14 protein-coding genes and 1 pseudogene are annotated in these 16,116 nt (G+C 44.4%); 13 read left to right on the top strand and 2 right to left on the bottom strand.

All coding sequences use genetic code 11. The features are described 5' to 3' along the window. Positions 1 to 138: 138 nt before the first annotated feature. From AB4232_RS12280 to AB4232_RS12255, 6 genes and pseudogenes are all read left to right on the top strand, one after another. Entirely contained in the window at positions 139 to 1,299 is a 1,161-nt protein-coding gene (locus AB4232_RS12280) for an N-acetylneuraminate epimerase (RefSeq protein WP_102257794.1), read from the top strand. 15 nt (positions 1,300 to 1,314) lie between these two features. After that, positions 1,315 to 2,385, top strand: a complete 1,071-nt coding sequence (locus AB4232_RS12275) for a YjhT family mutarotase (protein ID WP_135382528.1) — start codon at positions 1,315 to 1,317, stop codon at positions 2,383 to 2,385. 204 nt (positions 2,386 to 2,589) lie between these two features. Then, positions 2,590 to 4,359 carry an exo-alpha-sialidase gene (locus AB4232_RS12270; protein WP_372087211.1) on the top strand — a complete coding sequence of 590 codons (1,770 nt, stop codon included), beginning with the start codon at positions 2,590 to 2,592 and terminating at the stop codon, positions 4,357 to 4,359. 58 nt (positions 4,360 to 4,417) lie between these two features. Further along, the gene (locus AB4232_RS12265) at positions 4,418 to 6,361 is read left to right on the top strand and encodes a methyl-accepting chemotaxis protein (protein ID WP_372087210.1); all 1,944 of its coding nucleotides are present in this window, start codon (positions 4,418 to 4,420) and stop codon (positions 6,359 to 6,361) included. Positions 6,362 to 6,438: 77 nt separating this feature from the next. Beyond that, the gene (locus tag AB4232_RS12260; protein WP_372087209.1) at positions 6,439 to 7,650 is read left to right on the top strand and encodes an MFS transporter; all 1,212 of its coding nucleotides are present in this window, start codon (positions 6,439 to 6,441) and stop codon (positions 7,648 to 7,650) included. 97 nt (positions 7,651 to 7,747) lie between these two features. After that, positions 7,748 to 7,861: pseudogene (locus AB4232_RS12255) on the top strand (IS5/IS1182 family transposase); the annotation flags it as partial. Positions 7,862 to 7,994: 133 nt separating this feature from the next. On the opposite strand, the gene AB4232_RS12250 reads toward AB4232_RS12255, so the two are convergent. After that, the gene (locus AB4232_RS12250; RefSeq protein ID WP_372087208.1) at positions 7,995 to 8,315 is read right to left on the bottom strand and encodes a hypothetical protein; all 321 of its coding nucleotides are present in this window, start codon (positions 8,313 to 8,315) and stop codon (positions 7,995 to 7,997) included. A 470-nt stretch (positions 8,316 to 8,785) separates the two neighbouring features. On the opposite strand from AB4232_RS12250, the gene AB4232_RS12245 reads away from it, so the two are divergent. From AB4232_RS12245 to AB4232_RS12225, 5 genes are all read left to right on the top strand, one after another. After that, positions 8,786 to 9,619 carry an AraC family transcriptional regulator gene (locus tag AB4232_RS12245; protein WP_029222252.1) on the top strand — a complete coding sequence of 278 codons (834 nt, stop codon included), beginning with the start codon at positions 8,786 to 8,788 and terminating at the stop codon, positions 9,617 to 9,619. Between the two features lie 147 nt (positions 9,620 to 9,766). Further along, on the top strand, positions 9,767 to 10,495 hold the full coding sequence (locus AB4232_RS12240; protein WP_004736409.1) for an AzlC family ABC transporter permease: 729 nt from the start codon (positions 9,767 to 9,769) through the stop codon (positions 10,493 to 10,495). Between the two features lie 2 nt (positions 10,496 to 10,497). After that, positions 10,498 to 10,827: an AzlD domain-containing protein gene (locus AB4232_RS12235; protein ID WP_372087207.1), complete on the top strand. Its 330-nt coding sequence runs from the start codon at positions 10,498 to 10,500 to the stop codon at positions 10,825 to 10,827. A 56-nt stretch (positions 10,828 to 10,883) separates the two neighbouring features. Beyond that, a complete protein-coding gene (locus AB4232_RS12230) occupies positions 10,884 to 11,189 on the top strand; it encodes an NIPSNAP family protein (protein WP_372087206.1) in 306 nt (101 codons plus the stop codon). 81 nt (positions 11,190 to 11,270) lie between these two features. Continuing rightward, positions 11,271 to 12,044, top strand: coding sequence for a ribonuclease H family protein (locus tag AB4232_RS12225; RefSeq protein ID WP_017084576.1), 774 nt, complete (start codon positions 11,271 to 11,273; stop codon positions 12,042 to 12,044). Positions 12,045 to 12,228: 184 nt separating this feature from the next. Here the strand turns inward: AB4232_RS12225 and AB4232_RS12220 are convergent, their stop codons facing one another. Further along, on the bottom strand, positions 12,229 to 13,377 hold the full coding sequence (locus AB4232_RS12220) for a glycosyltransferase family 4 protein (protein ID WP_017084577.1): 1,149 nt from the start codon (positions 13,375 to 13,377) through the stop codon (positions 12,229 to 12,231). A gap of 294 nt (positions 13,378 to 13,671) precedes the next feature. On the opposite strand from AB4232_RS12220, the gene AB4232_RS12215 reads away from it, so the two are divergent. Further along, the gene (locus AB4232_RS12215) at positions 13,672 to 14,598 is read left to right on the top strand and encodes a glycosyltransferase (protein WP_017084578.1); all 927 of its coding nucleotides are present in this window, start codon (positions 13,672 to 13,674) and stop codon (positions 14,596 to 14,598) included. Between the two features lie 16 nt (positions 14,599 to 14,614). Beyond that, positions 14,615 to 16,051 (top strand): lipopolysaccharide biosynthesis protein, encoded by a 1,437-nt coding sequence (locus AB4232_RS12210; RefSeq protein ID WP_372087205.1) that lies wholly within the window; start codon positions 14,615 to 14,617, stop codon positions 16,049 to 16,051. Positions 16,052 to 16,116 lie beyond the last annotated feature (65 nt).

Genomic DNA, 16,116 nt, shown 5'->3' with positions numbered 1-16,116 from the left:
TAATTTTTTTGTTAACTTGATCTTATAAAAATAATTTCCTTCGATCAATACTGTGTATGAATCATAAACAAGAGAGTCATACGTATTCTCATTAACTGAATGACTGATTAGGGCCATTCAAATAAGGAAATTAATATAATGAATAAACGACACTTCAATCGCTTGGTTATGCCACTTTTGGCTGCTTCGGTATGCCTTAGTACAGCGTCTTTTGCAAAAGACCAATGGCCTGATTTACCTGTTGGTATGAAAAGCGGGATCAGCGCTCAAGTAGGGAGCAAGCTTTACGTGGGCTTAGGGTCTACCGGGCAAGACTTCTACATGTTGGATCTGGAGTATGTAAAGAAAGGCTGGCAAAAGAAAGCGGATTTCTCAGGGCCTGCGCGAAGTGGTGCAACAGCAAGTGTCGTTGGTGAAAATATTTATGTTTTTGGTGGCTCTGGTAAGAACAATTCCAGTGATGCGGCTCCTGTCCTTTTTGATACCGTTTACCGCTATGACGCTGGCGACAATACTTGGGCCCGTGTGAATACTCAGACGCCAGTAGGGTTACTCGGGGCGGCTTCGTATTCGCCTGATAACAAACAAGTGCTGTTTTTTGGCGGCTATAACAAAGGTTACTTTGATAAATACTTGGCAGACATTAATACGACAAGCAGAAAAGATCAGCCTGAAAAATGGCAAAAAATCGTCGATGACTACATGGGAATGAAGCCACTAGATTACAAATGGAATTCAAACGTTGTTAGCTATACACCTGAAACCGGGACATGGAAAGAGTTAGGCTCTTCTCCTTACCTGCCTAACTGTGGTTCCGCTTTGGTTAAGCAAGGTGCTAAGGCGACGTTGGTGAGCGGTGAGATAAAGCCAGGACTAAGAACTTCTGAAGTGAAGCAGTTTGCTTTTGGTGCGTCTCAACCTTGGATGAGCTTACATGACTTGCCTAAGCCATCAAACCAACAGACTCAAGAAGGCGTTGCAGGCGCGTTCGCCGGAGAAAGTAACGGTGTTGTGATCGTGGCGGGTGGCGCTAACTTCCATGGCGCGAAAGGGGCATTCGAACAAGGGAAAATGTTTGCGCATAACGGTTTTGGTAAAGCGTTTAATCCTGAAACGTATGTGTTGAAAAATGGGCTTTGGGCGCAATCTACCGATTTACCATATGGCCTGGCTTATGGGGCTTCTTTTACCACTGATGAGGGTGTATTGGTGATTGGCGGAGAAGATAGTAAGCGTGCGGCACGTAAAGAAGTGTATTTGCTTTCTTGGGACGGCAAAGCTGTTCAAGTCACTCATTAATTTACGGGGTTAAGTATGTCACTTTCTATCGTTACGTATCCTGACTTTCCCGTTGAAATTAAAAACGCTGTCGGTGCTCGAATTGGCGACCGAATCTTCGTAGGGTTGGGCAGTGCAGGAACGCAGTTTTATAGTCTAGATTTGAACGCAACTGAACGTGGTTGGAAATTGATGGCAGCGTTTACTGGTGTGGTTAGGAATGATGCCGTCATGGTCGCGAGTGGTAGTGCCATTTGGGTGTTCTCTGGCGCCGGATTACAGGAAGGTTGTGAGAGCGTCCAAGTGCTTACGGATATTCACCGGTTTGATATTGAAAACGACGAATGGCAAACGGTCGTATCGGAGATCCCAGTCGGTTTACTCGGTGCTAGCGGTTGTGAAATCGCACCTGGAAAAATCGCGTTTTGGGGAGGATATAACAAGCCCTTATTTGATGACTTTCTAGCAAAGCTAAGCAAGATAGACTCAGCGCTTGAACCCGAAAAACATCAAGCCGCTTTGGTTGAATTTATGTCGATGCTACCGGATCAGTACGGTTGGAATCAGGACATTTGGTTGTTCGATTGCGAAACGTTGCAATGGCGAATCCTAACAGAAAATCCATTTCCAGCTAACTGTGGTGCGAGCCTAATACAAGATGACAATCAGGTGGTGTTGGTAAACGGAGAAATCAAACCTGGGCTGCGCAGTACCCAAGTAAAACAATTTACTTTTTTGTCCATAGAAGAAGTGAAGAGCACTACGTTGCCGAGCATTCAAGACTCCCCCCAAGAGCATGAAGGTTTAGCCGGCGCGTATGCCGGGCTGGTGAAAGGCCAGTATTTGGTTGCCGGAGGCGCATTTTTCATCGGTAGCCAGAAGAAAGCGAGAGAAAAGCAGTGGTATACCCATCAAGGGTTAAGCAAGCATTATGCTGGTGATGTTTGGTGTTTACAGGAGCAACAATGGCGGCGGGTAGGTGAACTGCCCACAGGCCAAGCTTATGGCATCTCGATTTCCAGTGAACAAGGTCTAATTATCATTGGAGGTGAAAACGCAAAAGGACAAGGACTACAAAGTTGTTATTTGATTAATTGGCACGCATAAGCCGCTCCCCCTATAGGTGACTTACGCGTAAAGAGCCGACCCTAAACGTTATTTAATGGGTTCGGTTTGATTTAGGACCAATTGAACAGCAAACACTTTGATGGTTTACCTCAGAGGCGTGAAGCCTCTGAGGTTATTGTCTATTGATAGTAAACATCAGCAGTTGGTGCTTGTTGTTCTCCGTTCTATTTAAGGAGAATTAAAGTGAAAAATAGAGAACATTGTTTAAAAGGAATTAACCTGTTAGCGAGCGTTGCAATTGCTTCATCCTTACTCGTAACTTTTCAAGCTAACGCCGTTGCTCCTAACATTCGCGATACCATCGTTTTTAAAGGTGGAGAAGGTGGCAGTAGCCATTATCGTATTCCGTCTATGGTCGTCGCGGCCGATGGGTCTTTAGTCGCTTTTGCGGAAGGAAGAGGAACATCCGGAGATCCCGGAAATGGTGCTCCAACAAGTATAAAGAGCCGTCGTTCGACAGACAATGGCCAGACATGGTCCGCGTACCAAGCGATCCAAGAAAATTCAGCCGAGGCATACTCTGACCCTCGCCCGATGTTAGATGCCAGTAATGGCAGAATATTCGTCTTTTATACGAAGTGGGACATAAATTGTGCCCAAAACCGTAGTTGTGTTCCATTTGATGATCCTAACCATAAGCTATTGTTCAAAACCAGTGACGACAATGGACAAACGTGGTCGACAGAAACGGATGTTTTAGATCAAGTCCGCGATGTGAACTGGTTTGCAAATGGTGATTCGACTCATAACGGCAGAGCCACATGGTCTTATACACCAAGCGCTAGCCAAGTAGCGCAGGCAGCAGCCTCCGGTTGGCAACTCGATTGGAACTCTAGAGTCGCGAATGGAGCATGTAACGTCCAATATTATGGTGATGGCAATACTCGTTACCTTGTTGATTTGGTCGTAAATGATGATAAATCAGTCAAAGCGGTTTTATATGGAAATGGGAGCAACATCGAATACCCACTTAATTTTGATATTGGTGGCTACCATGATTATCAAATTGTCGGTAGTGGCAGTAGTGCGAGCTTTTACGTCGATGGGACGCTGATTGCGAGTGGTTGGGGCGGTCAGTCTCATAGCGGTAAAACGGTCACGTGGGGTAATGGGTGCTCGTCGACTTCGGGCAGTTCAGCTTATAAAACCATCGGCTTTTCTATTGCTAACACTGCAGTGGCTCAGTTTGATGCTTCTTTAATGCGCCGAGTCGACGGTAGTGTGATTAACCACCCTGCGGAACAAGGTTGGGCTAAGACTGGGGCCAATGGTGGGCATGGTGACCCAGGTTGGAAGAGTATTAATGCAGGCCCGGGCCAAGGGATTCAACTGAATTCGGGTCGTTTGATTTTCCCTGCAATTGTTCTAGATGCGTTTGAACAATTGTCGGTTGTTTCTATTTACAGCGATGATCATGGGGTTTCGTGGCAGGCAGGCCAACAAACACCGACCTACGCCCAAGAACCAAGTGAAGCCGATATGGCTCAGCTTAACGATGGACGCATTTTACTTTCAGCTCGTAACGATGGAGTAACAGGAACGGGTAACTTTAATCGCTATCACTATATCAGCGAAGATAACGGTATTAGCTGGAAAGTGATTGAAGAAACCAGAAACTCAGTGAATGGCACTTTATTTTTTAAACTTGATCAAGTTGACATTGGTCTAGTGAGATACGGCAACGACCGCATACTGATGTCTGGTCCACAAGGCAACGGCGCAGTCAGTTCAGATCGCAATGATTTGGCTATTTGGAGTGCGACGGATAATGGCAGTGGTGTGTACAATTTTACTCACAGAACCCAATTTCGTGATGGGTACAGCGCTTATTCAGACATTGTTATTCTTCCAAATAAAGGAGCGGCAGGCAACGAAGACTTGGGGGTTATTTATGAAGCTAAATCGAGCACTGAAATTCGAGTGATGGTGATGGACATTAATAGCGTCAATTGATTGGAACAGATGCCAGAGCCTTATTTACGCTAGGGCTCTGGCGGATTAATTCAATGAGATGTTTTCATTAACTATAACTTTGGATAAGGGGGAGAGAGTGTTTTCTACATGGATGAACAATATCGGGTTTAAGCAAAAAATAATCATTGGATCCATCATGTTAATGGTGGCCGGTATTGCGGTTAGCAATATGGTTTTGTTTAGTAAATACCAGCAAGATTTAGAGAAAAATCTGATTGAGAAAATAGAGCTGGGCTTGAGCTTAGAGTCTTACAAGATAGAGCAATGGCTTGCGTCTAATGTTGGTAATTTGGAACGTTCGGCAGAGTACTTCCAAACAAGGCGCAGCCCCAAAGAGATGGTGACAGCGTTAGGCTTAATGGCAGAAACAGACAGCGTGGACGATGTGGTTATCGCGTTTGTTGATGGCACTGGGTTTTCTGCAAAAAATGGTATGTTAGACGTGACCGAGAGCGACCCGCGTAAGACGCAATGGTTTACTCTTGTGATGGAAACGAAACAAACCAGCGTGACCGATTTTTATCAAGATCCGAAAACGGGAAAATCGACGGTCAGTATTGCAGCTCCAGTCAAATACGGCGTGCTGACGCTAAATATACACTTAGAACGTTTTAGTACATTTCTTAAAAAATCCAATATCGAGACGGCAGAAGAAACCATCTATAACCAACAGCAGCAGGTTTTATTTTCAACGTCTTCGTCTGACATTCTAGGGCAGTCACTGCAAAATAGGTTCGTTGCGGATGCTATTGGTGACCGCTTTCTGGAACAATTACAGGGGGTGTTTAAATACACCAAAGACGACAATGTATCCCTTTTCTTATCTCAAAGCTTTAGAGTGCTTGGTGAACAAAAGTGGCACCTTACACTAGAAGCTAATGAACAAATTATTGATGAAGCGTTGAAAGATGCTTGGCAGCAGTTATTGATTGGGGGAGGGGTTTCTGTCGTTATTGCAGCCATGATTTTAATTGCAACTCTAGGGTATTTGTTCCGTCCCATTGTCGCACTTAAAAAAGTCGTGATTAGCCTGTCGTCCGGGGATTGTGACCTCACTCAGAGATTACCTGTAAAAAATAATGATGACTTAGGGCAAATAGCGAAGGCCATCAACGAGTTTATTTCTAATCTGCAATTGATGATGAAAGAGGTCTCGGAGTCATCAGATCAAATTACACACTCTCTTAACCTAGTACACGACCAAGCGGATTCAAACCTGAATAAGCTCAATAGCCATGCGTTAGAAACGGAGCAAGTGGTGACCGCCATGACTGAAATGACGGCTTCTTCTGAATCGGTCGCGCAAAGCACGGTTTCCGCATCGGAGTTTACTCAGACCGTCATCGGTGACATGACGCAATCGCAACAGGTGGTTGGTGAAGCGGTGATCTGTGTTGAAGCTTTCGTTGATCAATTTGAGGTAATGGCTGATCGCGTGACTCAAATGAGTGATGGAGCATCTCGAATCAACGAGGTATTAACCGTGATCGGTGGCGTTGCAGAGCAAACCAATTTATTGGCACTTAATGCTGCGATTGAGGCGGCAAGAGCTGGCGATCAAGGAAGAGGTTTTGCGGTTGTCGCTGATGAAGTCAGGGCATTGGCGGCTCGTACTCAAACAAGTACCAATGAAATAGATGCGATGCTGTCAGAGTTAACGTCCCTTTCGCTTGGAGTGGCCAATAGTATGGGCAAAACGAGTGAAGCAAGTCGTTCTACTGTAGAGCGAACAGCTAAAATATCTCAACGTTTGGTATCGATGGAACATTCGGTAAATAACGTTGCTAGTTTAACCTCGCAGGTGGCGGTTGCCTCGCAACAGCAAAGCCTTGTAGCAGAGGAGATTAACGGCAACATTAGTACCATTAACCTCATCGCTGGCGAACTTATCGTGAGTGCTAAGGCTACACAATCTAACATTGGCAATTTACTGGGTTCCAATGAAAAGTTGAAAAACGTGGTGCGGAAATTTCGTGTATGAAACGGATTCATGTAAGAAAAATAAATAATTCTATAGGTTAGGCATGATTAGCTTTGCCGCTTGAGGACTGAATAGCTATGTACCAAAAATTCTCTTTTTCTTTCAATGTGCCGAAACAAGTCATTCTATTTTTTGTGGTATTACTACAAGCTTGTTTGGGAGGAACGTACTCATGGTCTGTCTATGATGCCGTATTCATTAAGCAATACGATGTGCCTGCCGCGTTAGCCTCAGCCCCTTTTAACCTATTTTACGTTGTGTTCCCAATTATGCTGCTTTTTGCCAGTAAGCTGATTGATCGCTTTGGCCCTAGACAATGCGCAATATTAGGTGGGGCTCTATTCGGATGCGGCTGGATGCTTGCGAGTTTGGGTGCTCACAATTTCTACTACATTCTAGCGGGCGTAGGAGTGTTAAGTGGCTTAGGCGTCGGGATCGCTTATTTGATTCCAATTACTGTAGGGGTCGCTTGGTATCCAGAACAGCGTGGGCTCGTTATTGGTCTTGCCGTTGCAGGGTTTGCTGGTGGGGCGGCATTGGTGAGTCAACTCGCGCAGTATTTTCTTACTGCTGGAGTGTCTCCATATGAGTTACTTGGCGGTGTTGGTGTAGGTTACATTTTCATTGCTATTTTTTCTGGGTTGTTCATGTCCTACCCCGCAATCATGGCTTCAGGATCAACCGGGAAGGTGCGCCTAATTTCCGTTGTTCAAGGACGGTTGTTCCAAACGTTGTTTTTTGCCATGACAGCAGGTTTAACTGCAGGGTTTTTTATTAATAGTAAGCTTGCCCTTTTAAGTAATGATTATGGAATAGAACTGATCATCTCTGCTGTTGCTATGTTTGCCTTAAGCAATGCCGTGGGGCGTGTCGTTTGGGGTTATCTGAGCGATAAGTGGCTTCCTAGTAAGGCCATTAAGTTAAATTTGTTTATTCAGGCACTGGTACTTTCTATTAGTCCTTTGCTATTGCAATCAAATTTTGGGACGGCGTTTTTGGCTGTAGTCACTGGTTTTAATTACGGTGGTGTCTTGGTGTTATACGCGTCGACAGTGGGCTATTACTGGGGAAACAATGAGATGAAAAATGTCTATGCTGTTTTGTTTCTCTCTAACATTTTGGCTGCGTTGATTAATATTGTGTTGGGAATCTTGTATTCTTCGATAGGGCTTAATATACCGATTGTATCGGTACTGTTGTTACTGGGCATCGCCTATGTATTAACTGGGCAGTATTTGAAAATCAAAGCCAGCGCAACACCCCCTGCAATGGCAAATGATGCGCAGTAAAAGGAGGCGATAGAGTATATGCCGACATGGAAAATCGCCGGCTAACCCTCAGCCAGATGAGCTTAGTTAAGCCTATCGCCTTAAAATAGTTGCTATGGAGCGATTAAGCTTAAGACATTACAACGCACAGGTGGAAGAAACTTGCGTGATGATAAAAGTGTTGAACAAACTTGCTGGGTTAGGAATACCTGAAACTTGTCGTATTGATTAAGAATCACTCGAAGCATAGCGACTCTGTCTCTAAAGTGAGTTGCGCAACAACGTTGGGTGTCACTGGCATATATTTTATTGAGCCAATTGTTAATCCAGAGGCTCATCCAAGCAGATAAGTTACGCGAGAGTATTTAAAACATAAAATCCGATACAGCGCCGTCGATGCCATAGTCTTGATTTGATTTTGCTGGTATTTTGGTTTCTTTCAAAATGAGCTTGTCATCTTTAAGTTGTAAGTAAATATCTTCTCCAGATTTAAGCTGTAGCTTATAACCAACAATCACGGAAGAGCTCATGCCATTGACCTCAAAGTGCTGTTCATCAGCAATAAAGTTAGAAACAGTTCGTAAGTGAATTCCATCATTTAGCTGGTATGTCGTTTTATTCGGAAATGTTTCATGTCTCAGTAAATTGCAAATCGACTCAATTGATTCGGTTGTAAATGTGATCATAGTCTTGTTTCTCCTTTTTTTTCAATTGTATGGCTTATATAAAAGAGCTAAAACTCTAATCTTAAATGTGCGTATGCGTGCGCATGTTGTGGGGTTCATATTGAATTCAAGGAATGGGAGTGATTATCACTCTTAATTTCTGTGTTTGATGCTAATTAACACTCTAGGTTTGCAATTTTCGAAATCTAAGTTTTCATAATTAGGGTGTTGGCTTATTTAAGAAAAAGAAAAGGATTCGCGTTTTTTGATGATGTATCAGCCAGATTGCTGATGATTTGAAGAGCGCGTTGGCATGTATGGTTAATTTATCGCCCTTTTCATACCAAGACTTTCCTCCCAGTTAGAAAGCGTTATTAAGCCAACGATAAAAACAGTATTAACAAACAAAAGCGCAATTTTGTACAAAAGCTGAAAGAGCCTATAGAGTAGACTGATAAGTCGTTCGATAATTAACAGGCTTGGGGATTGTTATGGAGAACAAGAAACGCTCTAAAGAAAAGGCCGAATATAAGATCACAGAAGAGCTCGGTGGCCTTGAAACCCTTAATGCTGAATACGAAAAGCAGAACTTCTCGCGCCACAGCCATGAGGGCTATACGCTTGGGGTTATTGAGCAGGGCGCTCAGCGTTTCTATCGAACGGGCGGGCATCATATTGCACCACAAAATGCGATTATTTTGGTCAATGCCGACGAAGTTCATAGCGGTCACTCTGCCACTGAAGGGGGTTGGGCGTATCGAGCCATGTATCCACTCCCAGAGCAACTTGCCAAGATCACTCAAGAGCTTAACCTACCGAATTACGGTGCGCCTTACTTCCCAAGAGCGGTTGTTGAAGACCCTGAACTCGCCAATCAATTGAGGTTGGTCTTCAACACGATTGATGAATCCGACAATCGTTTGTTAAGAGAAACCTTGATGTACGGGATGTTGGTTAAACTGATTAGCCGACACGGAAAATCGCCGCTTAACCCTCAACTCGACGGGAAAACTCAGCGCCAGCTTGTCTTGGTGAAAGAGTTCTTAGATGATTTTCCACAAGCCGATGTGTCCCTAGAAGAGCTATCTAAGCTAGCGGCATTGAGCCCGTTTCACTTAGTGCGTTCTTTTCAGAAAGAATTTGGTCTTCCGCCGCATGCGTATCAAATCCAATCTCGGTTAAGGCTTTCGCGTAAGTTATTGAAACAAGGACATACCATTTCAGACACAGCGCAAGAGTGTGGCTTTCATGATCAAAGCCATTTTCATCGACACTTCAAAAAGGCCAATGGCTACACGCCGGGGCAATACATCAAAATGCTCTAAACTTGCATGGCTAAGGCATGGCTAACTTGTGTTAAGTGCGGTTAAGTGCGGCAAACAGAGGGGCATGAAATCGAGCAAGTTTGTACAATCGAACCGACTCAACTCCTCTTACATTGAATAGCCAATGTGAAGAGAGAAAAGAACTATATGGATAGTGAAACAATGGATAGACGAACACAGTTATGGAAGGGCGTTTTAGCGGGAATGCCCTTGAGCATTGCGGTAATCCCTTGGGGAATTCTAGCGGGCTCATATGCGATAGATGCTGGATTGAGTCAGCTTCAAGCGCAAGCGATGTCGGCTATTCTCTTTGCTGGCTCTGCACAACTTGTCGCTGCGGGTATGTTCAAAGCGGGTATTGGTTTAGGCACCATGTTGTTGACCACACTGTTCATCACCTCAAGGCACTTTCTGTACAGCGTATCGATGCGTGACAAAATCAGCCATCTTCCTGCGCGTTGGCGCCTATTACTTGGATTTTGGCTCACCGATGAGCTGTTCGCGATTTGTAGTGGGCAGTCTCAGAAAGAATTTAATCGTTGGTACGCTGCGGGTGTAGGTGGTGGTTTTTACCTCGTTTGGAATATCGCGAGCTTCGTTGGCATTGTCGCGGGAAGCCAAATTCCTTCGCTTAATGAAATTGGGCTCGACTTCGCGGTCGCAGCAACCTTTATCGCCTTGGTGTTCCCATTAATCCGAACTCTACCCGTCGTGGTGTGTGTGGTTGTTTCACTGGTCACTTCGGTTGCCATGTCGGTTAACAATATTGAGGGCGGGCTAATGATTGCAGCGATTGCCGGTATGTTAGCGGGCTTTATCAGCGAATCGTTCCAAGAGCGAAACAACGGCAACAAGACAATTGTGGAGGGGAAATAGAGATGATTTGGTTAACGATATTCCTTATGACAGCGATTGTTTTCTTTAGTCGGTATCTGTTTCTAGAGCCTGCAATCCCGCTTCGATTAAATCAAACCACGCGTCGACTGTTACGCTATTCAAGCCCAGCAGTGCTGACTGCAATTTGGGGGCCGATTGTATTCGCTCCTGAACAAGCATTTTGGCCAAGCTTTGAAAACCCATACTTGATAGGCGCACTTGTGACTGGCTTGCTGATTTGGAAAACAGGCAATGTGCTACTTACGATCGGTGTCAGCATGGCGGTGTTTCTGTTCTATAACCTTGTCGCAGTTGATTACCTTTTCTCGTGAGCTTCAACGTCAACTTAGGCTTTGTGTTTCTCCTATTATTTAAGGGCTGGATAAATATGATTACTTGTTATGTTCGATATGTGATTGATCCTAAAAAGGTAAATGAGTTCGAGACATACGCAAAAATGTGGATTCCTCTGGTTGCTAAATTCGGGGGCCAACACAATGGTTATTTCTTACCGTCGGAAGGGGCGAACAATATTGCCTTAGCACTGTTTACCTTTGAAAGTCTGGCTGCCTATGAAGAATATCGGGTTAAGTCGCTGAGCGATGCTGAGTGTATTAAAGCGTTTGAATTTGCAGACGAAGTTGATTGCATCGTGAGTTATGAACGCAGTTTTTTTAGACCTATTTTAGAGTGATAGACCTTGCAACGTATAGCGTGGTGGCATCTAATGTATTGATTCACTGTTTGTGTGTTTAGGTTTTGGTAAGGAGTTAGTTTGGCTAAGAAATATTATGTGGTTTGGAAAGGTCGTACACCGGGTATTTTTACCACTTGGAACGAGTGTAAATCCCAAGTCGATGGCTTTGCAGGGGCGAGATATAAATCGTTTCCAACACTAGGTGAGGCTGAGTCTGCTTTCGGTGGTAAAACGTCGTCTGCGTCAGGTTCTACAGCGACAAAGCCAAGCTCTGCGGGTAAGGCGACGAAAGTGAAGGTGCCGCCTCTTTCGGAGCAGCAAATCACAGATATGCCTTTTGATATCAAGATCTTTACCGATGGTGCTTGTGAGCCAAATCCTGGTGAAGCGGGGACGGGTTTAGCGGTATACCAAAACAACCAATTAACAGAATTGTGGTATGGCTTGTATCAGCCTGTTGGTACCAACAATACCGCCGAGTTACATGGGCTTAAGCAAGCGTTTATTCTCGCGAAAGAGAAGTTAAACGCGGGTCTGTCTGTTGCGATTTATTGTGACTCTAAGTACTCAATTGATTGTATTACTAAGTGGGCAACGGGCTGGGAGAAAAAGGGCTGGACTAAGTCGGGCGGCGAGATCAAAAACCTCGATATTATTAAGCCTGCGTATGCTTTCTACCAAGAACTGGCTTCAAAAATCACCATCTACCATGTGAACGGACACGTTGGTATTGAAGGTAACGAATTGGCCGATAGAATGTCGATTGTGGCTATTTCATCGAAAGAGCAGGAGCTAGCTCAATATCGTGACATCGAAGATATTGAGTCTATTTTGGCACTTCGAGCCGGCTAGCTCGGCTTCTTAATGGAAAGTTACTGAAAGCCTAAGGCGCCACCAATGGGCAGTGCTAAGACGAGCGTTACATTTCAAATCAATGTAGCGCTCTTTTGTTTTTGTGGTGCTCCGTTTTCTTATGGTGCTTAGTTTTTAATGGTGCTGAGTTGTTCTTGTGATGCTCAGCTGCTTGAGTTAATCCTTATTGAGCTGGGTTCTCTATCCAACGAGATAATTGCTGAGCTTGTTTGATCGAATTAAAACTGTCTTTCACTCTCTCACGTGCCTTTAAACCCATCGATGCTTTATCGTTACTGCTTAGCTGCGCGAAACGCTCAATCGCTTCTCTTAATTCTTCCACGTTTTTTTCGCTAACCACAAAACCTGTCTCTGGTGAGACGATCTCTTTGCATCCCATTATATTGGTGGTAATGACGGGAGTTCCCACGGCCATCGCTTCTTTTAAAACAAGTGGTCCTGTATCCACACACCCAGTTTCGGAAAAACAGAAGGGCGCGATTAGGCTGTCATAGTTCGATAGTTTTTCTTTGACCCACTCGTGAGGTTTAGCGCCAAGAAAGGTCACGTTTCGAGTGAGCCCTTGCTCTTTGACCTGCAATTTTAACTGTTGCTCTAAATCGCCAGTACCGATGATATCGAGATGAATATCGAGAGGTTCGGCAATCGGCGCTAATGCATCAATAAGATGGTGGATGCCTTTTTGCTCGACTAACCGGCCAAGGAAAACAAAGCGAAGTTGCTTCGTTTCGGTTTTTGGGTTGAGTTGGAATTGTTTGGTATTGACTCCGCAGTGCAGGAGCTTAATGTTTCCTTTTGCCATGGTGTTGAAGTCAGCGAGCATGTCTTTGCACACTGCGACCACAAAATCACTCGACGAAATCTTCTGTTCAATATCATAAGCGAACTCGTAAACATCATGACCGTGAGCAACGAACGAGCAGGTGATATTCAGAAGCTTTGCCGCGACGATGGCGTGAGCTGTGGTGTGCTGACAGAAATGCGCATGAACGTGTTCGACGTCATTTTCCGCGAGTTGCAGCGCCAGTTTGAATCCATAAGCGAACAGTGATTTTTTGGGCATACTAGTTTGCTTGGAAACAAAGGATACCGCTCTGACAAAGCCAAACCAACTGATGTTTGTGATCTTACCAATTCGAACATCTCGACCAATTTTAACAATGTCATAGTCAAATGACTTTTCATTCTCCTCTATCTCAAATGCCATCACGCAAACATCGTGTCCACAAGCTTTCACCGAGTCGACTTCTGTTTGGATGAAGGTCTCACTGAGTACAGGATAAGTTGGTGCTATAAATGCTACTTTCTTCATTTTTTGCTCCTTTGACTAATGCTATTAAAGTCAAATAAGCAAAATACGAACCAAGATAAAATCGTAGCTTTGGAGGGCTTTCGGTGGTTTTCCGAAGGTTATCCCTCCAGAAGTCGCTCATTTTCTCAAATTGATAATCAAATTGGAGTTTTGACGCTCATGTCTGATCACCCTGTTCGTCATTTTGAGAGTGTCTGCGTAGGCGACTGATCTAAAAGTGATTTCATAGCAATACACTCTCGGCATAGAACCTGCAACGTCAGCCATATAATGTATAATTCTGGGGGCGTCATTATGGCTAAAGTAAGTGTTGTTATCCCGACCTACAATTGTTTGGATTACCTGCCGAAGGCAATTGGCAGCGTACTTAAGCAGACTCATCAAGACTTGGAGTTGATCATTATTGACGACAACAGCAACGATGGAACGTCTACTTATCTCGCGTCAATCCATGATGAACGCATCATTAAATTATCCACTTTGGGTGTTGGCGCGCCTCAAGCGAGAAACCTAGGGATTGAAAAGGCGACCGGTGAATACATTGCTTTTTTAGACGCGGACGACTTTTGGTTTCCAGAAAAAATAGAGCGCCAACTCGAATTTCATCAACGATACTCAGATCTCGCGATGAGCTTTACTAACTACGAACACCTTACTGAAGACTATCAAGTGATAGTCGACTGCTTTAGTTATTGGTCGCAGTTTCAAGACCAAGATGAAGCGTTTATCAATATTGAAAACCCGTTAGAGTTGATCATTGAAAACAATGTTATTGGAACATCAACGGTGATGGTGAAAGCGGATGTGTTCTCTCAAACAGACAGTTTCAATGCTGACATTAAGTATGGGGAAGATTGGGAACTGTGGCTTCGAATGAGTGAAAGCCATCAGATCGGTGTGTTGAACTCCGTGCAGGTTGGTTACTTGATGAGAGCGAGTTCCGTTACCCAAACGGAAAGTCTTAAATTGAGAAATTTGCAGTCTATAGAGACCATTCTCCAGCGTTACCAAAATGACAATCAACGATGGAACCTACCGACGTCCAGTTTCAAAATTGCAAAGGCAAGAATACTAGAAGGTTACGCCGACTATTACAGAGGCTTACAACAGAACCGACGGGCCATGTCTTATAGCATCCGCTCGTTAGCGTTGGCTCCTCAAAAAAGAACCTTACGACATCTTCTTGGGGACTGTAAAAGTTTCCTAATGCCTGCATTGTAAGGAATAGGTGACTTCTATGGGTTCATTAAAACAGTCGGCCTATTACGCCATCGGCATCGTGATGATGAAAGGGATCTCGCTCGTGATGATCCCCTATATCACCCATAAGATGACGTTGGCTGAATACGGTTCTTTAGAAGCCATCGTCTTGTTGGCTGACATCGGGACGATCTTATTTAGCTTTGGGATTGTTGAGGCAATGTACCGGTATGTGGGCGTCGCTGAGGGTGAAGAAAAGAGAAAGCTTGTCTCGAACTGTTTCACGTTGAGTGTCTTGGTCTGTGTGCTAGGAGGGGCTTTAATTGCTCTTAGTATGCCGTTGTTGTTACTGATGCTTCCCGTCGAGTTCCAACCTTATCAAATCCTACTTTTGCTAATACCGACCATGTTAGATGGTGCGATTTCTATCCCGTTAACATTGATGCGAATGAATGCGATGGCTAAGCGCTTTTGCATGCTCAATGTAATGAAGGCGAGTGTGCAAGCTGCTATGACGTTTGCATTGCTTGAAGCGGGTTATGGCATTGATGGTGTACTAATATCTGCCGCTGTTTCGAGTGTGTTATTGATGCTGTGTTTACTGCGTTATCAATGGCAGGAGATGGGCTCATTTGGCAGCCTCAAATACTCCGCTAAGATCCTAAAGTTTGGATTGCCCACGTTAGTCGGTGGAGCTTCGATGTATATGATCACAGGGCTAGACCGCTGGGTGATGGCGAGCTTTGTGGGCGTTGAAGAACTGGCGATTTACGCGGTCAGTGGTAAGTTTGCGTTGCTTCTTGGCTTACTACTACAGCCTTATGCTTTGTGGTGGTTTCCAAATCGGGTGGCCATGCTGCAACAACCTGATGGTAAGAAAGAGTGTGCGGACAGAGCGCTAGTCGGCGTTAATCTGGCCATTGTGTTGGGTTGTTTGATGATCCTCACTGTACCCGGTTTTATTACTTTGATTTTGCCCAGCAGTTATCAATATGCAGGCACGATTGTCGTGGCACTCTTGGCGATTGGTGTGATTAAGAATGCAGGGGATTACCTTAACCTTGGTTGTTTTAGCGGTGACTCAAGTCAGTCGCAAATGTGGATACAGGGTGGTTGTGCGATCTTAGCAACCATTGGCTATCTTGTTGTGACACCGATTTATGGCGTGTGGGCCGTGGTGGTGGTGCTTTGTGGTACTTATGCCGTGAGGTTGTCACTGCTCTATATCGTGAGCCAAAAAATGGAATATTTACCTTATGATCACCGTAAATGGATGGTAGCGTTGAGTATCGCCATACTTGCGATTACCAGTGACAGGCTTCTTGGTTGGGTGTTGATTGATGTTCATGACTTTGTTTTAGGCAGTTTTGTGGCAATAGTGACGTTAGTCGTCTTTGTTCGATACTCTGTTATTCCTGTTCCGCAAGCGCTGCTTGATAAGTTTACGCTAGGTAAGCAATCACATGTAAGTTGAACTCACTTCATCTAGATCGCGGGAAATCCTGATAAGCGTTTAGAGATATATGAATTATTAATAAT

The organism is Vibrio sp. 10N.286.46.A8, assembly GCF_041470165.1.
GTDB classification, from domain to species: Bacteria; Pseudomonadota; Gammaproteobacteria; order Enterobacterales; family Vibrionaceae; genus Vibrio; species Vibrio tasmaniensis_A.
The sequence above is the reverse complement of the archived record's forward strand: the minus strand, read 5'-3'. Positions and strand labels throughout refer to the sequence as shown.

Coding starts and splice junctions, on each gene's coding strand:
- AB4232_RS12280 (WP_102257794.1), top strand. CDS start 139: ATGAATAAACGACACTTCAATCGCTTGGTTATGCCACTTTTGGCTGCT.
- AB4232_RS12275 (WP_135382528.1), top strand. CDS start 1,315: ATGTCACTTTCTATCGTTACGTATCCTGACTTTCCCGTTGAAATTAAA.
- AB4232_RS12265 (WP_372087210.1), top strand. CDS start 4,418: ATGTTTTCATTAACTATAACTTTGGATAAGGGGGAGAGAGTGTTTTCT.
- AB4232_RS12260 (WP_372087209.1), top strand. CDS start 6,439: ATGTACCAAAAATTCTCTTTTTCTTTCAATGTGCCGAAACAAGTCATT.
- AB4232_RS12250 (WP_372087208.1), bottom strand. CDS start 8,315: ATGATCACATTTACAACCGAATCAATTGAGTCGATTTGCAATTTACTG.
- AB4232_RS12245 (WP_029222252.1), top strand. CDS start 8,786: ATGGAGAACAAGAAACGCTCTAAAGAAAAGGCCGAATATAAGATCACA.
- AB4232_RS12240 (WP_004736409.1), top strand. CDS start 9,767: ATGGATAGTGAAACAATGGATAGACGAACACAGTTATGGAAGGGCGTT.
- AB4232_RS12235 (WP_372087207.1), top strand. CDS start 10,498: ATGATTTGGTTAACGATATTCCTTATGACAGCGATTGTTTTCTTTAGT.
- AB4232_RS12230 (WP_372087206.1), top strand. CDS start 10,884: ATGATTACTTGTTATGTTCGATATGTGATTGATCCTAAAAAGGTAAAT.
- AB4232_RS12220 (WP_017084577.1), bottom strand. CDS start 13,377: ATGAAGAAAGTAGCATTTATAGCACCAACTTATCCTGTACTCAGTGAG.
- AB4232_RS12215 (WP_017084578.1), top strand. CDS start 13,672: ATGGCTAAAGTAAGTGTTGTTATCCCGACCTACAATTGTTTGGATTAC.
- AB4232_RS12210 (WP_372087205.1), top strand. CDS start 14,615: ATGGGTTCATTAAAACAGTCGGCCTATTACGCCATCGGCATCGTGATG.